The sequence below is a fragment of the Domibacillus sp. 8LH genome (genome assembly GCF_038806185.1).
GTDB classification, from domain to species: domain Bacteria; phylum Bacillota; class Bacilli; order Bacillales; family Domibacillaceae; genus Domibacillus; species Domibacillus indicus_A.
Window position 1 is genome coordinate 530644 of sequence record NZ_JAVJNG010000002.1, and the last position, 18101, is coordinate 548744.

The 18101-nt window shown below is 46.5% G+C and carries 18 protein-coding genes; 11 read left to right on the top strand and 7 right to left on the bottom strand.

Features of this window, described 5'->3' with window-relative positions; all coding sequences use genetic code 11:
• Positions 1–19: 19 nt before the first annotated feature.
• The 7 genes from mmuM to RG959_RS06030 form a co-directional block, all read right to left on the bottom strand.
• Entirely contained in the window at positions 20–958 is a 939-nt protein-coding gene (gene mmuM, locus RG959_RS06000; RefSeq protein WP_342796352.1) for a homocysteine S-methyltransferase, read from the bottom strand.
• Complete coding sequence (locus RG959_RS06005; protein ID WP_342796353.1) at positions 955–1791, bottom strand: basic amino acid ABC transporter substrate-binding protein; 837 nt, start codon at positions 1789–1791, stop codon at positions 955–957. The genes mmuM and RG959_RS06005 overlap by 4 nt, the downstream gene beginning before the upstream one ends.
• Positions 1792–2005: 214 nt before the next feature.
• Positions 2006–2473 (bottom strand): low molecular weight protein-tyrosine-phosphatase, encoded by a 468-nt coding sequence (locus tag RG959_RS06010; protein ID WP_342796354.1) that lies wholly within the window; start codon positions 2471–2473, stop codon positions 2006–2008.
• A 31-nt stretch (positions 2474–2504) separates the two neighbouring features.
• The gene (locus tag RG959_RS06015; protein ID WP_342796355.1) at positions 2505–3734 is read right to left on the bottom strand and encodes a PucR family transcriptional regulator; all 1230 of its coding nucleotides are present in this window, start codon (positions 3732–3734) and stop codon (positions 2505–2507) included.
• Between the two features lie 12 nt (positions 3735–3746).
• Positions 3747–5219, bottom strand: coding sequence for a sodium/proline symporter PutP (gene putP, locus RG959_RS06020; protein ID WP_342796356.1), 1473 nt, complete (start codon positions 5217–5219; stop codon positions 3747–3749).
• 170 nt (positions 5220–5389) lie between these two features.
• The gene (pruA, locus tag RG959_RS06025) at positions 5390–6931 is read right to left on the bottom strand and encodes an L-glutamate gamma-semialdehyde dehydrogenase (protein ID WP_342796357.1); all 1542 of its coding nucleotides are present in this window, start codon (positions 6929–6931) and stop codon (positions 5390–5392) included.
• Between the two features lie 19 nt (positions 6932–6950).
• On the bottom strand, positions 6951–7868 hold the full coding sequence (locus RG959_RS06030; RefSeq protein ID WP_342796358.1) for a proline dehydrogenase family protein: 918 nt from the start codon (positions 7866–7868) through the stop codon (positions 6951–6953).
• 185 nt (positions 7869–8053) lie between these two features.
• Between RG959_RS06030 and recQ the strand changes: the two genes are divergently transcribed.
• From recQ to RG959_RS06085, 11 genes are all read left to right on the top strand, one after another.
• On the top strand, positions 8054–10180 hold the full coding sequence (gene recQ / locus RG959_RS06035; RefSeq protein ID WP_342796359.1) for a DNA helicase RecQ: 2127 nt from the start codon (positions 8054–8056) through the stop codon (positions 10178–10180).
• Positions 10173–11108, top strand: coding sequence for a RecB family exonuclease (locus tag RG959_RS06040; protein ID WP_342796360.1), 936 nt, complete (start codon positions 10173–10175; stop codon positions 11106–11108). Before recQ ends, RG959_RS06040 begins: the two co-directional genes overlap by 8 nt.
• A 71-nt stretch (positions 11109–11179) precedes the next feature.
• Complete coding sequence (locus tag RG959_RS06045; RefSeq protein WP_342796361.1) at positions 11180–11473, top strand: TspO/MBR family protein; 294 nt, start codon at positions 11180–11182, stop codon at positions 11471–11473.
• Between the two features lie 75 nt (positions 11474–11548).
• Complete coding sequence (locus RG959_RS06050) at positions 11549–11965, top strand: MarR family winged helix-turn-helix transcriptional regulator (protein WP_342796362.1); 417 nt, start codon at positions 11549–11551, stop codon at positions 11963–11965.
• A 16-nt stretch (positions 11966–11981) separates the two neighbouring features.
• The gene (locus RG959_RS06055) at positions 11982–12956 is read left to right on the top strand and encodes a ring-cleaving dioxygenase (RefSeq protein ID WP_342796363.1); all 975 of its coding nucleotides are present in this window, start codon (positions 11982–11984) and stop codon (positions 12954–12956) included.
• Between the two features lie 162 nt (positions 12957–13118).
• Complete coding sequence (flaG, locus tag RG959_RS06060) at positions 13119–13469, top strand: flagellar protein FlaG (RefSeq protein ID WP_342796364.1); 351 nt, start codon at positions 13119–13121, stop codon at positions 13467–13469.
• A gap of 14 nt (positions 13470–13483) precedes the next feature.
• Positions 13484–15331, top strand: a complete 1848-nt coding sequence (fliD, locus tag RG959_RS06065; protein ID WP_342796365.1) for a flagellar filament capping protein FliD — start codon at positions 13484–13486, stop codon at positions 15329–15331.
• 20 nt (positions 15332–15351) lie between these two features.
• The gene (gene fliS / locus RG959_RS06070; protein ID WP_342796366.1) at positions 15352–15756 is read left to right on the top strand and encodes a flagellar export chaperone FliS; all 405 of its coding nucleotides are present in this window, start codon (positions 15352–15354) and stop codon (positions 15754–15756) included.
• Positions 15756–16100, top strand: a complete 345-nt coding sequence (gene fliT, locus RG959_RS06075) for a flagellar protein FliT (RefSeq protein ID WP_251270061.1) — start codon at positions 15756–15758, stop codon at positions 16098–16100. Before fliS ends, fliT begins: the two co-directional genes overlap by 1 nt.
• A gap of 141 nt (positions 16101–16241) precedes the next feature.
• The gene (hpf, locus tag RG959_RS06080) at positions 16242–16793 is read left to right on the top strand and encodes a ribosome hibernation-promoting factor, HPF/YfiA family (protein ID WP_309091183.1); all 552 of its coding nucleotides are present in this window, start codon (positions 16242–16244) and stop codon (positions 16791–16793) included.
• A gap of 221 nt (positions 16794–17014) precedes the next feature.
• Complete coding sequence (locus RG959_RS06085; RefSeq protein ID WP_342796367.1) at positions 17015–18064, top strand: SEC-C metal-binding domain-containing protein; 1050 nt, start codon at positions 17015–17017, stop codon at positions 18062–18064.
• Positions 18065–18101 lie beyond the last annotated feature (37 nt).

An 18101-nucleotide genomic window follows, 5' to 3' on the forward strand; every position in this document is an offset into this window, starting at 1 on the left:
GTTCCTGAACGCTTTTTTATTAAGCTCTCACCCAGTGGGCAATCGTTTCAATATCAGAAGGCTTCGTGCGGCAGCATCCACCGATGAGCTGGGCGCCGCATTCGTGCCAGTGGCGTGTATGCTGGCTGTATGCTTCCATGTCCGGTGCGCCAGACCATGTTTTTGTATCAGCGTCATATACTTCGCCAAGGTTTGGATACACGATAACAGGCTTGGATGACGCGCGTTTAATTTCTCCAATCAGTTCCGGCATGAATTCCGGAGCGGTGCAGTTTACACCAATCGCTGCAATTTGAGAAACAGGCTCGAGTTCCCGGGCACAGTCCGCGATTCGTTCCCCGCTGCTAATATGCTGCCCATCTTTGGCGCTGAAGCTGATCCATGCATACGTCTCCGGGAATTCTTCCTGCAGAAGGCGTGCAAGTGCGCTTGCTTCCGTGAGATTCGGAATGGTTTCACAGGCAAGCAGGTCGGCTCCTGCTTCGATCAGCGCTTGAATGCGCGGACGGTGAAACTCAATCAATTCTTCCTGCGTCAGCTTGTAGTCACCCCGGTATTCGGAGCCGTCTGCAAGAAATGCACCGTAGGGACCGACAGAAGCTGCAACGAGCGGCTTCGGCCGGCTCGTTTTGTCATCAAGCGACTGCCAAAATTCGTCCCGCGCCTGGGCAGCAATGCGCACGGAAGCCTGAATGACGTTAATCGTTTCTTCGGCAGTAAGGCCGTACTGGGCAAACCCATCAATGGTCGCCTGGTAGCTTGCGGTAATGGCACAGTCTGCTCCAGCCTGAAAATAGTCAAGGTGCACTTGTTTAATGAGTTCCGGCGTTTCCATTAATACGCGGGCCGACCAGAGGCTGTCGTTTAACTGGCAGCCATGGCGCTCAAGCTCTGTTGCCATCGCACCGTCGAGCACGATCACCGGGAACTCTGTTAAAATCGATTGAATTGGGTTCATGATGCCGCTACCTGCTGGGCTGCTTTTTGTAAAACGTCTGTGTCCGGCTTTGTGCCAATCCATTTTTCATAGATTTCAGCATAAGTACCGTTTTCGATAATCGTCTTCAGCGCCGCATCCAGGTCATCCGCGACTTCACTTCCTTTCGGGAACATTAAACCGTAAAACTCAGAGCCGAATGTTTCCGGGTCTGTCAATGTATTGTACTTCTCGTTCGGATTGTTTTTCATATATTCTGTGACAACTGTATTATCGGCAACAGATGCCTGTACCGCGCCGTTTTTCATTGACATAATGGAAACAGCGTCGCTTTCATATTTTTTTAAGTTCGGGCTGTTTTGGCCCATCACTTTCTCGGCAGCGATCTGGCCTGTTGACGCGTTCAGGACACCGACCGTCATGTTTTTCAAATCATTCGCGCTGTTCACTTTCGTTTCTTCTTTGGTCATAATCATATGAGTGGATTGATAGTAAGGGGATGAGAAATCGAATGTTTCTTTCCGGTCATCGCTGATTGTAATTGCACAGACGGCAAGATCAAGCTGCTTCTGGCGCGTGCTTTCAAAAAGGCCGTCCCAGCCCATATTTTTAATTTCGTATTCGTAACCGGCTTCTTCCATCACAGCGTCGACGATGTCAATATCAAAGCCGACGATTTCTCCTTTATCCATGTATGTAAAGGGAGCGTAGGCTGCGTCTGTTCCGACCACCAATGTTTTTTTTTCGGTTCCGCTTCCTCCGCTGCTTTCTTCTTCCTGGCTGCATGCAGATGTAAAGGCAAGAACGGCTGCCAGCCCTGCACCTAATAATCCTTTTGATGTCCATTTTCTCATTGCTTGTTCCTCCCAATCTCTTTTTATAGGTATAATTATATTTAATCATACCTGAATACTGTGAATTTAACAAAGCAAATTTTGAATTTTTTTAATAGAAAAGAAATACTTAAAAGGAGAGTCATTAATTTCCAAAATAACGTGCAGAATTGAAAGCAATGTAATTTTTTCATGACAGTAAAAAAAGACTGCCCCTGCGGCAGTCTTTTGGTTCTTACGCAAGCGCGTGATCGGCGCGGATTTTTTCGAGCAGCGCTGCACAGCCGTCCAGCACAAGGTCATATGTTTCTTGAAAGTCGCCTGTGTAGTACGGATCGGGTACGTCTTTTTGATGCTCCGTTAAATCCAGAAAGCGAATAATTTTTGGGTGATCCGGCTGACCAAGCATGTCACGAATGTTGGTGATGTTGCTTTCATCCATGCCAACGATATAGTCGAATTTCTCAAAATCAGCTGCATCCAGCTGGCGGCCGCTGAGGCCTTCTGAAGAGATGTTATATTCCTTCAGCTTGGCCAGTGTCCCTTTATGGGGAGGAGACCCGATATGCCACGAGCTGGTCGCAGCGGAATCCACTTCAATACGTTCGCTCAGTCCTTCTTTTTGAACAAGGTCGCGGAACATTGCTTCGGCCATCGGTGACCGGCAAATGTTGCCGAGACAAACAAATAAAACGTGAATCACAGCGTTCACTCCTTTTTTCTTCATTATAGCATTAACGGAGATCCCGCTTCATCAGCTGCAAATCGATATACAGCTGGCAGCGTGTATGAAAGTCATTGAAGTTGATTGATGTCAGTTCATCAATTTGTCTCAGCCGGTATTTAAGTGTGTTTGTATGAATAAAAAGCTCCTCTGCTGTCGGCTTGATCCGGCAGTTGTTCAGCAGGAACACTTCAACCGTCCGAACCAGGTCAGAGTGGGCGTCGGCGTCTTTTTGACGGAGCTTGAGTAAATCTTCATTCACATAATGCGTGCTCAAGTGATATTGTGCGATCGTCTCTAAATAACGAAGAATGCCGAGGCGGCTGTATTCAGGTTCCATCTCGCTGTTGTCATGCAGAAAAGCAGCTGTCCGGCATACTTCAAGCGCTTCAAGATAGCTTTTTCTGAGCATAGCCATGGAAGAGTACGCATTGCCAATGCCGGAATAAAGCCCATGTTCTTGAAACTGGCTTCTTACCGTCCGTACGAGTACACGGGCACTGGCTGGCAGTTCTTCCGACGGTCCGCCGAGCAGCACGGTGACTTGCAGGTGATCGGTGAACACATGAGCCGGCTGGTCCAGCGTGTTGGCAAAAAGAGCAATCGTTTCATACAGGTCATCGATCGTTTCTTCTTCGATCGAATCAAGCAAAAAAACCGTGACAATAAACGAAGAAGGCAGCGCAATATTTAATTGCGCCGCTTCCCATTTCATTTCGCTGTCGGTCTGGTAGGACTGATGAATAAGCTTGCGGAAAAAATCATTTTTCCGTTCATCACGCCGCCGTGCCAGCTGGTTTTTCTTGTGAAGGACCTTGCCGATATGAAAGGACACATCGTGCAGAAAGGCGAGCTCCTGTTCCGTTAAAGAAGGTTCTGTTTCCTGCACCCAAATGTAGCCGAGGATGTGCTCTTTAAAACGGGCGCTGACCACAACGCGCTGATTCAACCCGATTTCCTGCATTTCCTTTACGCGAAAAGGTTCCCGCATCGACTTCAGCTGATCGACAATGCCTTCATCCATAAACGTCTTCAAAATAGAGGTGGTCCAGCTTTTTGAAAAAATCGTCTGCTGATTAGCCCGGTCAAACTGCTCAATGTAATAGGAACTGTACGCTAAAAGAGAAAATCGATCGTCTTCAATCACGACCGGTTTTTTCAGCACACCGCTGATCACATCGGTCATTTCGTTTAAATCGGTTAATGAGAGAATTTTTTCAAGCGGCTGGGTTAAATCCATGACGGATCCTCCTTATTTTGATTCGTTTAACGTGCGTTCAAATTCATCAAAGCGCTGAGCCGTTCCTTCAGACGGCTTTGTCAGCAGGCTGACAACAACAATCGCCAGTAAGCTTGCGGCAAAACCAGGGATCATTTCATACACGTCAGCTGCCCAAGGTGTTTTCGTCCAAATGATCACTGTGACGGCACCGACGATCATGCCGGCGAGCGCTCCCCAGTGGGTCATTCGTTTCCAATACAAGCTCAGCAGGATCGCTGGGCCGAACGAAGAACCAAAGCCTGCCCATGCGTAGCCGACGAGCGCCAAAATTGTGGCATTTTGTTCCCATGACAGGATCAAGGCAACGATTGAGACAATTAAAACGGCCAGGCGTCCTAGGAATACAAGCTCCCGATCCGAAGCATCGCGGCGGAAAAATGTTTTATATAAATCTTCCGTCAGCGAGCTTGATGTAACAAGCAGCTGCGATGAAATGGTACTCATAATGGCAGCCAAAATAGCGGAAATCAGGAAGCCGGTAATGATCGGATGGAATAAAATATTCCCCAGTTCGATAAAGATCGTTTCCGGATCAGCGATTTTCATATTATTGTTTGTGTAATAAGCAAGGCCGACAAAACCGGTTACCATAGCGCCGACAACAGAGAATATCATCCAGCTCATGCCGATGCGGCGTGCTTTTTTAATTTCTTTTACCGATGTAATCGCCATAAAGCGGACGATAATATGCGGCTGGCCAAAGTAGCCAAGTCCCCAGGCAAAAAGAGAAACAATGCCAATAAAGCTTGTCCCGGTAAAAATATTTAAAAGAGCCGGGTCTACCGAACGGACCGTATCAATCGAAGGGCCAATCCCGCCGACATGCATAACCGTTACAATTGGAACGAGTACAAGTGCCAGCACCATAATGATGCCCTGTACAAAGTCAGTCCAGCTTACCGCTAAAAATCCGCCAAACAAAGTGTAGGCTATAACGACACCGGCAACAATCCACAGACCGATATGATAATCAAGGCCGAATGTCGTCTCGAATAGTACGCCTCCGGACACCATGCCCGATGAAATGTAAAACGTGAAAAAGACGATAATGACAAAACTGGAAACGAGCCGAATAATTTTCGACCGGTCTTGAAACCGGTTTTCAAGATACGCTGGAATGGTAATAGAATCTTCCGCGACTTCTGTATACATACGCAGGCGGGGTGCTACGTACAGCCAGTTTGCCCAGGCGCCCAGCGTTAAACCGATCGCAATCCATGAAGCGCTGATGCCGCTCGCGTACATGGCACCGGGCAGGCCCATCATCAGCCAGCCGCTCATGTCAGAAGCGCCGGCAGAAAGGGCTGTAACCGCAGGGCCGAGTCCGCGTCCGCCGAGCATATAATCAGATAAATTCGATGTTCGTTTGTATGCGTACCAGCCGATTAAAAGCATACCGGTCATGTATACAACGATGGAGACAATTAACGAAGTGTCGACCACGTAAATCCCTTCTTTCTATGCAAAATAGTCATGAAGAAAAAGTAAGGCATCGTGTAGTGGGAATCATGATTCCTTTCAGTTGGGTCATGCTGAAAGGGTCGAAAACGATTCATTATTAAACAAGAGGCGTCTCTTAAGCTGGCGTGGCAGCTTAAGAGACAGCCTCCTTTTTAAAGCATTTCGGATGTTGTTTTTGCCTGCATGTGAAGCTGGAGATAATCCGGGCCGCCGGCTTTTGAGTCCGTACCGGACATATTAAAGCCGCCAAATGGCTGATAACCGACAATCGCGCCTGTACAGCCGCGGTTAAAGTACAAGTTGCCAACATGAAATTCTTCGCGTGCTTTTTCCATGTTAAAGCGGTTTTGGGTAATAACCGCACCTGTTAAGCCGTAATCGGTGTTGTTCGCGATTTCGAGTGCTTCATCGAAATCCTTCGCTTTCGCAAACGCCACGACCGGGCCAAAGATTTCTTCCTGCATCAAACGGGCATTTGGCGCTACATCAGCAACAATCGTTGGCTGAATAAAGTAGCCTGTTTCATTGTCGCCGCTTCCACCCGCCACAATGCGTCCTTCTTCTTCACCAATTTTAACATAACTCATTATTTTGTCATATGCCGATTGATCAATAACTGGTCCAACAAAATGGTTATCGACCGGGTTGCCGACAGTTAAGTCATTCGTCAGTGCAATCGCTTTTTGGAGCACTTCATCATATACGTCTTCTACAATGACTGCTCGGGAGCAGGCTGAGCATTTTTGTCCGGCAAAGCCGAATGCAGATTGGACGATCGACTGGGCAGCGAGATCAAGATCAGCTTCTTTATCTACAACAATCGTATCTTTACCGCCCATTTCAGCGATCAGGCGCTTCATCCACTTTTGGCCTTCGCCGACTTTAGACGCCCGTTCAAAAATACGCAGGCCAACGTCACGTGAACCTGTAAACGTAATAAAGCGGGTTTGTGGATGATCCACAAGATAGTCGCCAACTTCTGCGCCGCTGCCCGGTACAAAGTTCACCACGCCCGGCGGGAGACCCGCTTCTTCCAGCACTTCCACAAAACGAGCTGCTACAACAGGCGTTGTAGAGGCCGGTTTTAGAAGAACGGTGTTGCCCGTTACGATGGAAGCAACGGTTGTACCGGCCATAATCGCAAACGGGAAGTTCCACGGTGAGATGACGATGCCGACACCAAGCGGGATATAGCTGTACCGGTTAAATTCACCCGGACGGCTCAGCACTGGCGCGCCGTTTTTCAGCTCAATCATTTGCCGGCCGTAGTATTCCATAAAGTCAATGGCTTCAGCGGTATCAATGTCCGCTTCGCGCCAAGGCTTGCCAGCTTCTTTTGTTAAAAGGGCAGAGAACTCGTGGCGGCGTCTGCGGACGATTGCTGCTGCTTTAAACAATACATCTGCACGAATTTCCGGGGCAGTTTTCTTCCACGTTTGGAACGCTTCAGATGCTGCCTGCATCGCTTTTTCAGCAAGAGCCTGGTCTGCTTTCGATACGGAGCCGATCACCTGATTTTTGTCAGCCGGATTATAAGAGACGATTTTATTTTCTGTCGTAATGCGTTCACCGCCAATAATGAGCGGATAATGGCCACCGAGGCTGCTTTCTACTGCATCCAATGCTTTTTTGTATGCAGCCTGGTTTGTTTCTTTTGAAAAATCAGTAAAGGGTTCGTGTTTGTATGGAATCATGAGGTTCGCTCCTTGTTATTTATTTTTTCGTCATGCCTTTAAAAGCAAAGGCGATATTTGCCGGCCGTTCCGCCAGCCGTCTCATAAAATAGCCGTACCAGTCCATGCCGTATGGCACGTAAACACGGACGCGGTAGCCCTGTTTCACTAGTTCATGCTGCAAAGAAGTGCGCATGCCGTACAGCATTTGAAATTCAAACTGTTCAAGCGGAATCTTGTGTTTGCGCTGCATCGCTTTTGTAAATTCGATCATGTTTTCGTCATGTGAAGCGATGGCTGTGTAATTGCCAGCCAGCAGGCTTTGTTCGATCAGTCTCATATAGTTTGTGTCCACATCTGCTTTGTCCGGATAAGCATGTTCTGGGCTTTCCTTATAAGCGCCTTTTACGAGGCGGAGGAAAGGATTCAGGCGGCTGAGCTCTTTTAAATCCTGTTCAGTCCGATATAAATAAGCCTGAAGCACAGTACTGACATTTTTGTATTGCTTCTTAAACTGCTTGAATAACTCAAGCGTTGCCTCGCAGCGGGTAACATCTTCCATGTCAATAGTAACCATGATATCAAGTTTTTCTGCTTCATCTAAAATGCGGGTCATGTTCGCAATAACCAGCTCCCGATCAATATCAAGGCCGAGTGATGTCATTTTTAATGAAACTTGAGAATCAAGTCCTTCTCTATGAATCATGCGAATCGTTTCGATGCATTCTTCTGTCCGCTCAGCTGCTACCTGTGGAGAATCGACAAATTCACCAAGGTGATCAACCGTTACCAACAACCCCTGCTCATTTAACGCTTTAATATAGGCGATAGAGCTGGCAAAGTCCGTGCCGCCAATGATTTTGCCAGCCGCAAAGTTACTGCCGCGGCTTTGTGCCAAATGATTTAATGTTTTATTTTTAGAAAGAAAAAGAAAGAAATCTCTCGTAACCGCTTCCATAAAAAGCACCTCCTAAAAGGAATGTTATCTTGTTACTAGTGTATGCGGATTTGATTTCAGGAACAATGTTCACAGAAACTAAAAATGTAAACGCTTCATTGTCGGTAAGTGACAATAAAGTGGACAGGCTTCTTCGTTTCTCGATCATATGTGCTAAAATGAAAGAAAAACAAAGAGGTGTTTGCATGCTGGAAGAGGCACGCAGCTTTTTGCAGTCGCATTTCGGCTATGATTCATTCCGGACCGGCCAGGAGCAGGCAATAACTAACGTATTAAACGGTGAAAATACGATTTGTGTGATGCCGACAGGTGGAGGGAAATCGCTCTGTTACCAGATCCCGGCGCTTGTGATGGAAGGAACAACGATTGTGGTCTCGCCGCTTATTTCCTTAATGAAAGATCAAGTTGATACGCTGCTTGCGGCAGGAATCCCGGCAGCGTATATTAACAGCACGATGACGGGTACAGATATATATGAAACCATCAAAGCGGCGCGAAACGGAGAATACAAGCTGCTTTATATAGCGCCGGAACGGCTTGAATCGTATTCGTTTATTGAAGATTTAAAGGAGCTGACGGTCCCGCTGATCGCTGTGGACGAGGCGCACTGTATTTCGCAGTGGGGACATGATTTCCGGCCAAGCTACCGCCATATTCAGCGGATGACCGAGCTGTTTCCAAACAATCCTGTTGTGCTTGCGCTGACTGCGACGGCCACGCCGCATGTGCGCGAGGATATTTGCCGTCTTCTTTCTATCGAAGAGGAAAACACGGTTATAACCGGATTTGAACGGAAGAACCTATCATTTTCTGTCGTTCAAGGACAAGACCGGAACAGCTTTTTAAAAGACTATTTAAAGAAAAACGAAAAGGAATCAGGCATTATTTATGCCGCGACCCGGAAAACGGTCGACGGGCTGCATGAACGCCTGCAGCGGGCGGGCATTTCCGTTGCCCGTTATCACGGCGGAATGAGCGATGTGGAGCGGGCACGGGAGCAGGACCGGTTTTTAGCAGATGAAGCAACCGTAATGGTCGCCACCAATGCATTTGGGATGGGGATTGATAAGTCTAACATCCGCTACGTCATTCATTACCAGCTGCCTAAAAATATGGAAAGCTATTATCAGGAGGCCGGCCGTGCAGGGCGTGATGGCCTCGACAGTGAGTGTATTGTGCTTTATTCGTCGCAGGATGTACAGACACAGCGCTTTTTAATTGACCAGGCGCTTGAACGCGACCGCATTCCGCAGGAGCTTGAAAAGCTGCAGGGCATGGTGGATTACTGCCATACAGAAAAATGCCTGCAGCAATTTATTGTGGCGTATTTTGGTGATCCAGGTGCCAAGCCGTGCGGCCGCTGCGGCAACTGCACTGATTCACGCAGCAGTGTCGATGTGACAAAAGAAGCGCAAATGGTGCTATCCTGTGTGATCCGGATGGGACAGCGGTTCGGCAAAGCGATGACAGCGCAGGTACTCACAGGTTCACGCAACAAAAAACTGATTGAGTTCTGCTTTGACAGCCTGTCCACTTACGGCATTTTAAAGCAGCAAAGCGTGAAGGATGTAACCAACTTTATTGAGTTTTTAATTTCGCAGGAGCTGATCGGCGTCGAACAAAAACAGTTTCCGACCATTTTTGTGACAGAGCAGGGACGGGAGGTTTTGCTGGGCAGGGAGACCGTGATGCGCAAGGAAGCGGTACAAACGAAAAAAATTGCCGCAGACGACCCGCTGTTCGATGTGCTCCGTGCGCTTCGTAAGAACATTGCGGAGGAAGCGGGCGTACCGCCATTTGTTATTTTTTCGGATAACACACTTCACGATATGTGTGCCAAGCTGCCAATGGATGAAGAAGATTTTCTTTCCGTGAGCGGTGTCGGAGAAAGCAAAATGGCGAAATACGGAGCTGCTTTTTTAACTGCAATCAAAGCGTACACAGAAGAAAACCCGGACCGGCAAAGAGATTTGACTGCTGAGCCCGCCGCAGCTGCTCCAAAGAAAAAATCGGTTAACTCCTATTTAGATACACTCCAGCTGCATCAAAAAGGAATGGCTGCCGAAGCGATTGCAGCGGAACGAAACCTGACAGTCGGAACGGTCGAAAATCATTTGATTCAGTGCATGGAAGAAGGGCTTGATGTGAATCTCGGTCTGCTTGTGCCGGCTCATCATCATGAAGTGCTTAAGCGGGCTGTTGAAGAAGCAGGAGTGGACCGGCTGAAGCCGATTAAAGAGCAGGTGCCGGAAGAAGTAACTTATGGCATGATCAAAGCGTTTTTAGAGATGCGGAGGCGGAATCATGTTTGAGGTCAAAGCATTTCCTGAATTCTCCTGGTCATTTTCGCGGCATAAAACGCTGATGACGTGTGCACGAAAATATGCGTATGAGTATTACGCCGGCCATAACGGCTGGCTGTATGACGCAGATGAAGCAGCCAGGCATGTGTACCGGCTGAAAAAGCTGAAAAACGTGCCGATTGCATTCGGGCAAATTGTGCATGAGCTGGCAGAACGAGCACTCCGTATGTTTCTTAACCATGGCTACGTCATGACCGAAGCAGAGCTTGTGGAAGAAGCAAGAAAGATGCTGAACCAGGCGTACCTCGATTCCCGCGACCGAAAGCAGCAGTGGCTGCAAAAGCCTGCCCGTTTTCATATGCTGTACGATATATATTACGAAGGCGAACTGAACCGGATGGAAGCAGAAGAATACCGACGCCGCCTGCCCATTGTGTTTCAAAACTTTCTGGCGAGTAAATCCTTTGGCGATATTAACGGCCGCCCGCAGACGATGCAGTTTCAGCAGGCAGAGGAATTCCGCTTTATGACCGTTGACGGAGTGAAAATTTTCGTCGTGATGGATTTGTTATACCGCGATTTAGAAACGGACAAGTGGGTCATTGTCGATTGGAAAACCGGTAAAGAAGCGGAGGATGACCGGAGCCAGCTGGCACTTTATGCGTATTATTTGATGCAAAAATACAATGCGCGTGTGGAGGATATTCAAATCCGCAACGAATACGTACTGACCGGCGTGCAAAAATCATACACGCTCAGTGAAGGGGATATTGCGCTCATGCTGGAAAAAATGCGCCAAAGTGTCCATATGATGCGCCGCTATCAGCTTGATATTCTATCCAACGAGCCGGCTGAACTTGATGACTTTCCGCGGACTTCTTATGAGCAGCGCTGCCAAATGTGTAATTATAAAGAGATTTGCCTTGCACCGTCTTAGACGGTGTTTTTTTGTTTTAAAAAGAGGGACAGCGGCAAAATAAAAGTATACTGAGTAAAGGAGTTTTGCCAATGAACGTTTTAAACGGAAAAAAATTGGCCGCGAGTGTCCTGCTGCCCGTTGTTGGCGGTTCCATTATAGGTGCAGTCGCCAATCGAAATACGAGAGAAGATTACCGGCAGTTGAAAAAGCCGTCCTTTTCACCGCCAGGCTGGGTGTTCCCCGTTGTATGGACTGGTCTTTACACAGCCATGGGCATTGCGAAATACCGGGCATCCGTCCGGAAGCCGACAACAGCGCTTCCTTACAATATTCAGCTTGGGCTGAATTATTCTATTTGGTCGTTAAATAGAGTTCACTCGTAACAGATGAGCTTTTTTCTTGATTGATTGTCAGTTTAGTATTAAATTGACTATACCAAATGAGAGGAAGTGAGACGGATGCAGAAACGGGAGCGGATGATCAGCATTCTGGCCTGGTTTCGGCTGTCACGCTTTTACAATAAAAGCATCCGCAAGTCTAATCAGCATTTAAAAAAGTGGGGGCTCTCCGCTGCACAATTTGATGCTTTGGCTCAAATTAGGGCGAGCGGCCGTATCTGCCAGCAGGATCTGGCGGAAAAGCTCCTGGTCACAAAAGGCAATGTTACGCATATGCTCTCGAAAATGGAAAAGCTGGGCTGGGTCACGAGAGAGCGCGAATGGAAAACAAAATATATTTCGCTGACCGAAGCCGGCAGATCACTCGTAGAGGAAGTGCTGCCGGTTCAGGAACAATTTCAAGCGGACCAATTTGGAAAGCTTTCTATAGAAGAAAAGAAACAGCTGCTTGAGCTGCTGAAAAAAATCCAGTCATAAAAAGGAGAGAATGAAAATGGAGTTTAAAGGCATTCATCACGTATCAGCCATTACAGCGAATGCAGCACGAAACGTGACGTTTTACACGGAAGTACTGGGGATGCGCTTAATTAAGAAAACGGTCAATCAAGATGAAACGTCGATGTATCACTTGTTTTACGGCGATGAAAGAGGGAACCCGGGGACGGAGCTGACGTTTTTTGAAATTCCAATGGCCGCCCCGAACCGGAACGGAAACAATTCTATTTCGGGTCTTTCTCTGCGCGTGCCGAACGACGCAGCACTCGATTATTGGCAAAGCCGGTTTGACGAATTTGATGTTAAGCATCAAGCTATCATCGATCAAGGCGGCCGGAAAGCACTCCCTTTCCAGGATTTCGAAGGGCAGCGGTTTTTCCTTGTGTCGGATGAAGGAAACGAGGGTGTCGCCGGCGGTATACCATGGGAGAAGAGCCAGGTGCCGACTGAGGTTGGGATCATTGGGCTCGGACCGGTTCATTTAACTGTGCCTGCTGCAGGACCAACTGCTGCTGCGTTAACTGAACTGATGGGATTCCGCGAAGCGAAGCGATACCCATCGCCTGTAGAAGGACAGCCGGACGTCATTGTTTTCGAAACAGGTGAAGGCGGCACAGGAGCAGAGGTGCATGTGGAAGAGCGAAACGATCTTGCGCTCGAACGGCCGGGACGAGGCGGTGTTCACCATGTTGCTTTTCGGGTGGAGGATGAAGAAGAGCTGCGCCAATGGATCGCGCGTGTTCGTGAGGCGCGCATCGGCAATTCTGGATTTGTGGACCGCTTTTACTTTAAATCTCTTTATTTCCGCGAACCGAACCGTATCCTGTTTGAAGTGGCTACCGACGGACCAGGATTTGATACAGATGAAGAGCTGGAGCACCTTGGTGAATCACTGGCACTGCCGCCATTTTTAGAGCCACAGCGTGAACAAATTGAAGCGCGCTTAAAACCGCTGCCAGTTACATTTTCGTGATGGAAAATCCTTTCTTCCCCTACATGCCGGGAAGGAAGGTTTTTTTGCGTACACAAGATGTCAATGTTTTGCAAAATCAGACGAATTGTCCAAATTTTGCTTAACAAAAAATAGAATACGTCGATATAAAGAAAAGAAAATGTGCATGAAGGGGGCAAAACGATGATTGACCGTATAGGCGAAAGTACAATACCAGCAGCAGTCAAACCAATTGAAGTAAATGAAACAAAAGCAGTGGAAGCAGAGCAGAAGCCTCTAGCAGAGGCGGCTGAGCCGAGCACTCCTGTAAGGGAGGAGGAGCTGCAAAAATTTGCGGATCAGGTCAACACGTTTTTACAGCCGACCCAGACGCACGTTCAATTTGAATACCATGATGAACTGCAGGAATATTATGCAGTGATCGTAGACAACAACTCAGATGAGATCATTAAAGAAATTCCATCGAAAAAAATATTGGACATGTATGCGGCAATGACCGAATTTATCGGCTTATTCGTCGATAAAAAAGCGTAGGGAGGACAACGATTATGGTACTTCGCGTAGGCGGAATGGCCAGTGGCATGGACACTGAGTCGATTATTAAAGACTTAATGAAAGCAGAGCGGATACCGCTTGATAAATTAAAACAGAAAAAACAAACGCTGGAGTGGCAGCGGGACCAGTATCGGGAAATGAACCTCCTGCTCAATGACTTTAAAAACTTAACGTCTTCTACGGGAATGAAAAAGACACAAAACTACCGATCTAGCGGCGTAACAACTTCTAATGAATCGCTTGTAACAGCCACGTCTTCAACCGCTGCTTCACAAGGATCCTACAATATTTCTAGTGTTTCGAAGCTGGCATCGGCAGAAACGTGGGTAACAGGGAAATTAAATGAGACAACAGGTGAAACACTTGATGCTACAAAGGCCTTAAGTGATGTAACTAATAATTCTTTTGCAAAAGATTTTGTTTGGACATCGGGGAAAGTAGAAAGCAAGACTCTTTCAAGTGTTACAGGTGGAAACACTGTCAGTCTTGGAGTTACAGCAGGATCTGTTCAAGCTGCCGATGCAGTAAAGATGTCTGTTAAAGTAAACGGCGTCGATTACAATGTAATCGCAGCAGGAGATTCTTTTGATGCATCAAAAAATCAGGCGAAAATCGATGCTGACGGAAATATTACTTTTAGTAACTCTATTGCTGCCGGTTCTACAGTAAAAGTAGATTATATTTCGGTAGCACAAAATGGTGAGCAGTATGCCGACTTCTCTATTACCGCCCAAACATCAAAGGGTGAAATAGAGGAAAACTTTTTAATCAGTTCAACGGATACGCTTAATCAAGTTGTTTCAAAAGTAAATGGCTCAAACGCCGGCGTGTCTATGTTTTTTGACACGGCCACCAATAAAGTTTCACTTATGCAAAAGGAAACCGGTGACTTTACCAAAGACAGCAATGGAGATTATACCCTTAATACAGCTTCGAATTTGTCTATTTCCGGTGTTTTTGCTGCTGATGTTTTGAAATTGGACAATACTGCAACAGTGTCGAAAGGTTCTGATGCGGAATTTGTTATTAATGGGCTGGCAACTACGAGGAAATCTAATACATTTGATATGAATGGTGTGTCTATTACTTTAAAAGGAACATTTGACTCAACAAAAGCTGTATCCTTGTCAGTTTCAAAAGACACGGATAAAGTTTACAACAATATTAAAGATTTTATCGACAAATATAATACGTTGATCGCGGCAATCAGCACAAAGACATCAGAAGAACGCTATCGCTCTTATACACCGTTGACCGACGAGCAGCGTGAACAGCTTTCAGACAAGCAGCAAGAACAGTGGGAAGAAAAAGCAAAAAGCGGTTTGCTGCGCCGTGATACAACGTTAACGGGAGTGCTCAGTGCAATGCGAAGCAACTTCTCGCAGGTGGTAACAAACAGCAGCACAAATGCTTCCTACAATCAGCTGGCAGAAATCGGCATTACTACTTCGTCTAACTATTTAGAAGGCGGTAAGCTTGAAATTGATGAAACAAAGTTGAAAAAAGCATTAGCGGAGAACCCGGAAGCTGTTGAAGCATTGTTTATTGGCGGGTCCGGTTCAACGTCCGTTAGTGAGCAGGGGATTATCCACCGTCTATATAACACTGTTGATAAAGCAATGGATCAATTAAAAGATCGTGCTGGGAGTGCTGGTTATACAAACCAAAAGTTTGCGATCGGCCGCCAGCTTACGAGCGTTGATAACAGTATTACTCGATTTGGAGACCGGTTGACTCAAGTAGAAGACCGTTATTGGAAGCAATTCACGGCCATGGAAAAAGCGATGCAGAATGCAAACTCGCAATCTGCTTACTTAATGCAGCAGTTTAGCAGTTATTAATAAAAAGGAGTGAACCTCTAGTGGCAATCAATAATCCACATCAAGCGTATGCGAATAACTCGGTGAATACGGCATCGCCTGGTGAATTGACGTTAATGTTGTATAATGGATGCCTGAAATTTATTCATCTGGCTGAACGCGCGATGAAAGAGAATAATATTGAACAAAAAAACCTAAATGTGCAAAAAGCACAGGCGATTATCCGTGAATTGAGTATTACGCTTAAAACAGATACAGATCTCGCAAAAAACATGCTCGCTCTTTACGAGTTTATGAATGAACGCCTTGTCCAAGCAAACATTAAAAATGACCCGGCTATCTTAAAAGAAGTAGAAGGGTTTGTCATTGAATTCCGTGATACGTGGAAGCAGGTTATTCAGGAAAACCGCCGCATGCAGCAAGTTGGTGCGGGCGGCCGGGTGTAATGACGCCGGTTCATGACTGTCATAAAATGACGAAAAGGCTGCTTGATCTGCTTCAGGCAGCGAATGAAGATCGTGACAGTCAAATTCAAGGTGTTGAAGAGCTGCTGGACCAGCGCGGTGACATTCTTCCAAACATTCAGCCGCCTTTTACGGAGGAAGAGCAAAAGCTTGGACGCGAGATTCATTTAATGAATCAGGAAATTGAACAGCACCTGCAAAAGCTGAGCCGGGCTGTTAAAGAAGATTTACAGGAAGTAAAAGTGAAAAAGAAGACGATGAGCAAGTATTCAAATCCGTATGAAGCGCTGCAGACAGATGGTGTTTTTTACGATAAACGCAATTAATCCGGTGCCCTCAAAGCCCGGATTTTTTCTTGATGAAAGTTTTTTGAAAATTCGACAAATTTTTTCGTGGATTAAGAAGGATTCTGAAGGGTACATAAAGAATATAGAAGTATAGCAATTAGTTGAAGGAGGAGTTCTAGCATGATGAACTATAACATTCGCGGTGAAAATATTGAAGTGACTCCGGCTATTCGTGAGTATGTAGAGAAAAAGATCAGTAAGCTCGAGCGCTATTTCACCGAAACTCCTAATGCGAATGTACACGTGAACCTAAAAACGTACAATAACACAAACGCAAAGGTAGAAGTGACGATCCCGATGAAAAATCTCGTTCTTCGCGCAGAGGAACGTAATCCGGATCTATATGCAGCAGTTGATTTAATTACAGATAAATTAGAGCGCCAGATTCGCAAACATAAAACGAAAGTAAACCGCAAGTTCCGTGAAAAAGGTGAGCCGCAGGATTATTTCGCGGTGCAGGCTGACAGCGTGGCTGTAGAAGAAGAGCAGGACGATCTGCAGGTTGTCCGGACGAAGCAAATTGACTTGAAGCCAATGGATTCAGAAGAAGCGGTTCTTCAAATGAATCTGCTGGGCCATAATTTCTTTATTTACACAGATGCTGAAACAGACGGCACAAACATTGTGTACAAACGAAGTGACGGCAAATATGGCTTAATTGAAACCAACTAATCTTTTTCTTATTTATTAAAAAAGCAGGCTGGTAACATGCTTGTCTTTTAAGGCACAAAGCGAGTGACCATCCGGATCATGAGCATCGGAGCCGGCAGATACCAGCAGCCGAGTATGTATTAGCACCCTAAGAAGTCCGCAGAATACGCGGGCTTCTTTTTTGTATGTGCGATTCATGATATGATAAAGAGCGTGACTTTGCACGAGGAGGAAAAAAGAAGATGTCAATTGGACGAAATGATCCGTGCCTATGCGGCAGCGGAAGAAAATATAAAAAATGCTGCGGAAAAAGAGAAGGAGCGGCGATTGTACCGGTTTTGGTAGAAGAAGCAAGTGCGATTCAGCGGGAATTGATTGATTATGCAATGGAAAATCATTCAGCGATGCTGAAAAAAGAGTTTCAGCCGCTGCTTCGGTCAAATGAAACACTGCGTCAAAATGAACAGGTGTTTCTTGTAACATTTGAAATTTGGGCGATTTTAACCCGGACGATTAAAGAAAACGAGACGATTTTAACGAAATTTGTGAAACGTCGTGTACCGTCTATTTCACGTCAGCGCACTGCAGAAATTGTCTCTTCGTGGATAGATTACCGCTTTATGGCCGGAGTGATCGAATCCTGCGACGGCCCTGTCTATCGAGTGCGTGATATTTTAACAGATGAGGTTTATTCCGTACGGGCACTCCGAAGTGTTGATCTTGTCGGCGCGTTTGTGACCGGAGCACTGCTGCCGCATGAATCTGATTATACGTTTTTTATGACAGATTTCCACTTTGAAGCAGCGCATACAGAAGCGATGGCAGCTGCTGTCCGCAATATGTTTAATGAGTCTGCTTTTGAAGACACGCAGGACTTTTTCACACATGACTTTGTCGGTGTAATGGATACATTGTTTGCTGTGTATGAAAAAGGACATGCCGCTGTTGATCTGACAACATTGATGTGGGCAAAAGAAGCACAAAAGGAAACAGCTGCACATATGGAAGCTTCGTTTGAACAGGAGCAGTATGGGCAGCCTGTAGCTCAAATGGCCGTGCTTCTTTGGAATTACTACTGCTCGAAGGAAGATCCGGCAGTCCGGAAGCCAGAAGTCTTTACTGCTGCCATGATCGCTCTTCTTCAAGCGCACGAACTGCTTGATGTGAAAGAATCAAAGGCAGCGATCGCAAGCCGCTACGGTATTTCTGCTGCAACACTTTCAAAACGGCAGAAGGAAATGGAAGCTGTACTGGAAGAAAAATTGCAGGCAGCGGGAAGCGGGCAAAAATAAACCATATGAGTGTACGCTCACCTTCAGAAGTGGTACT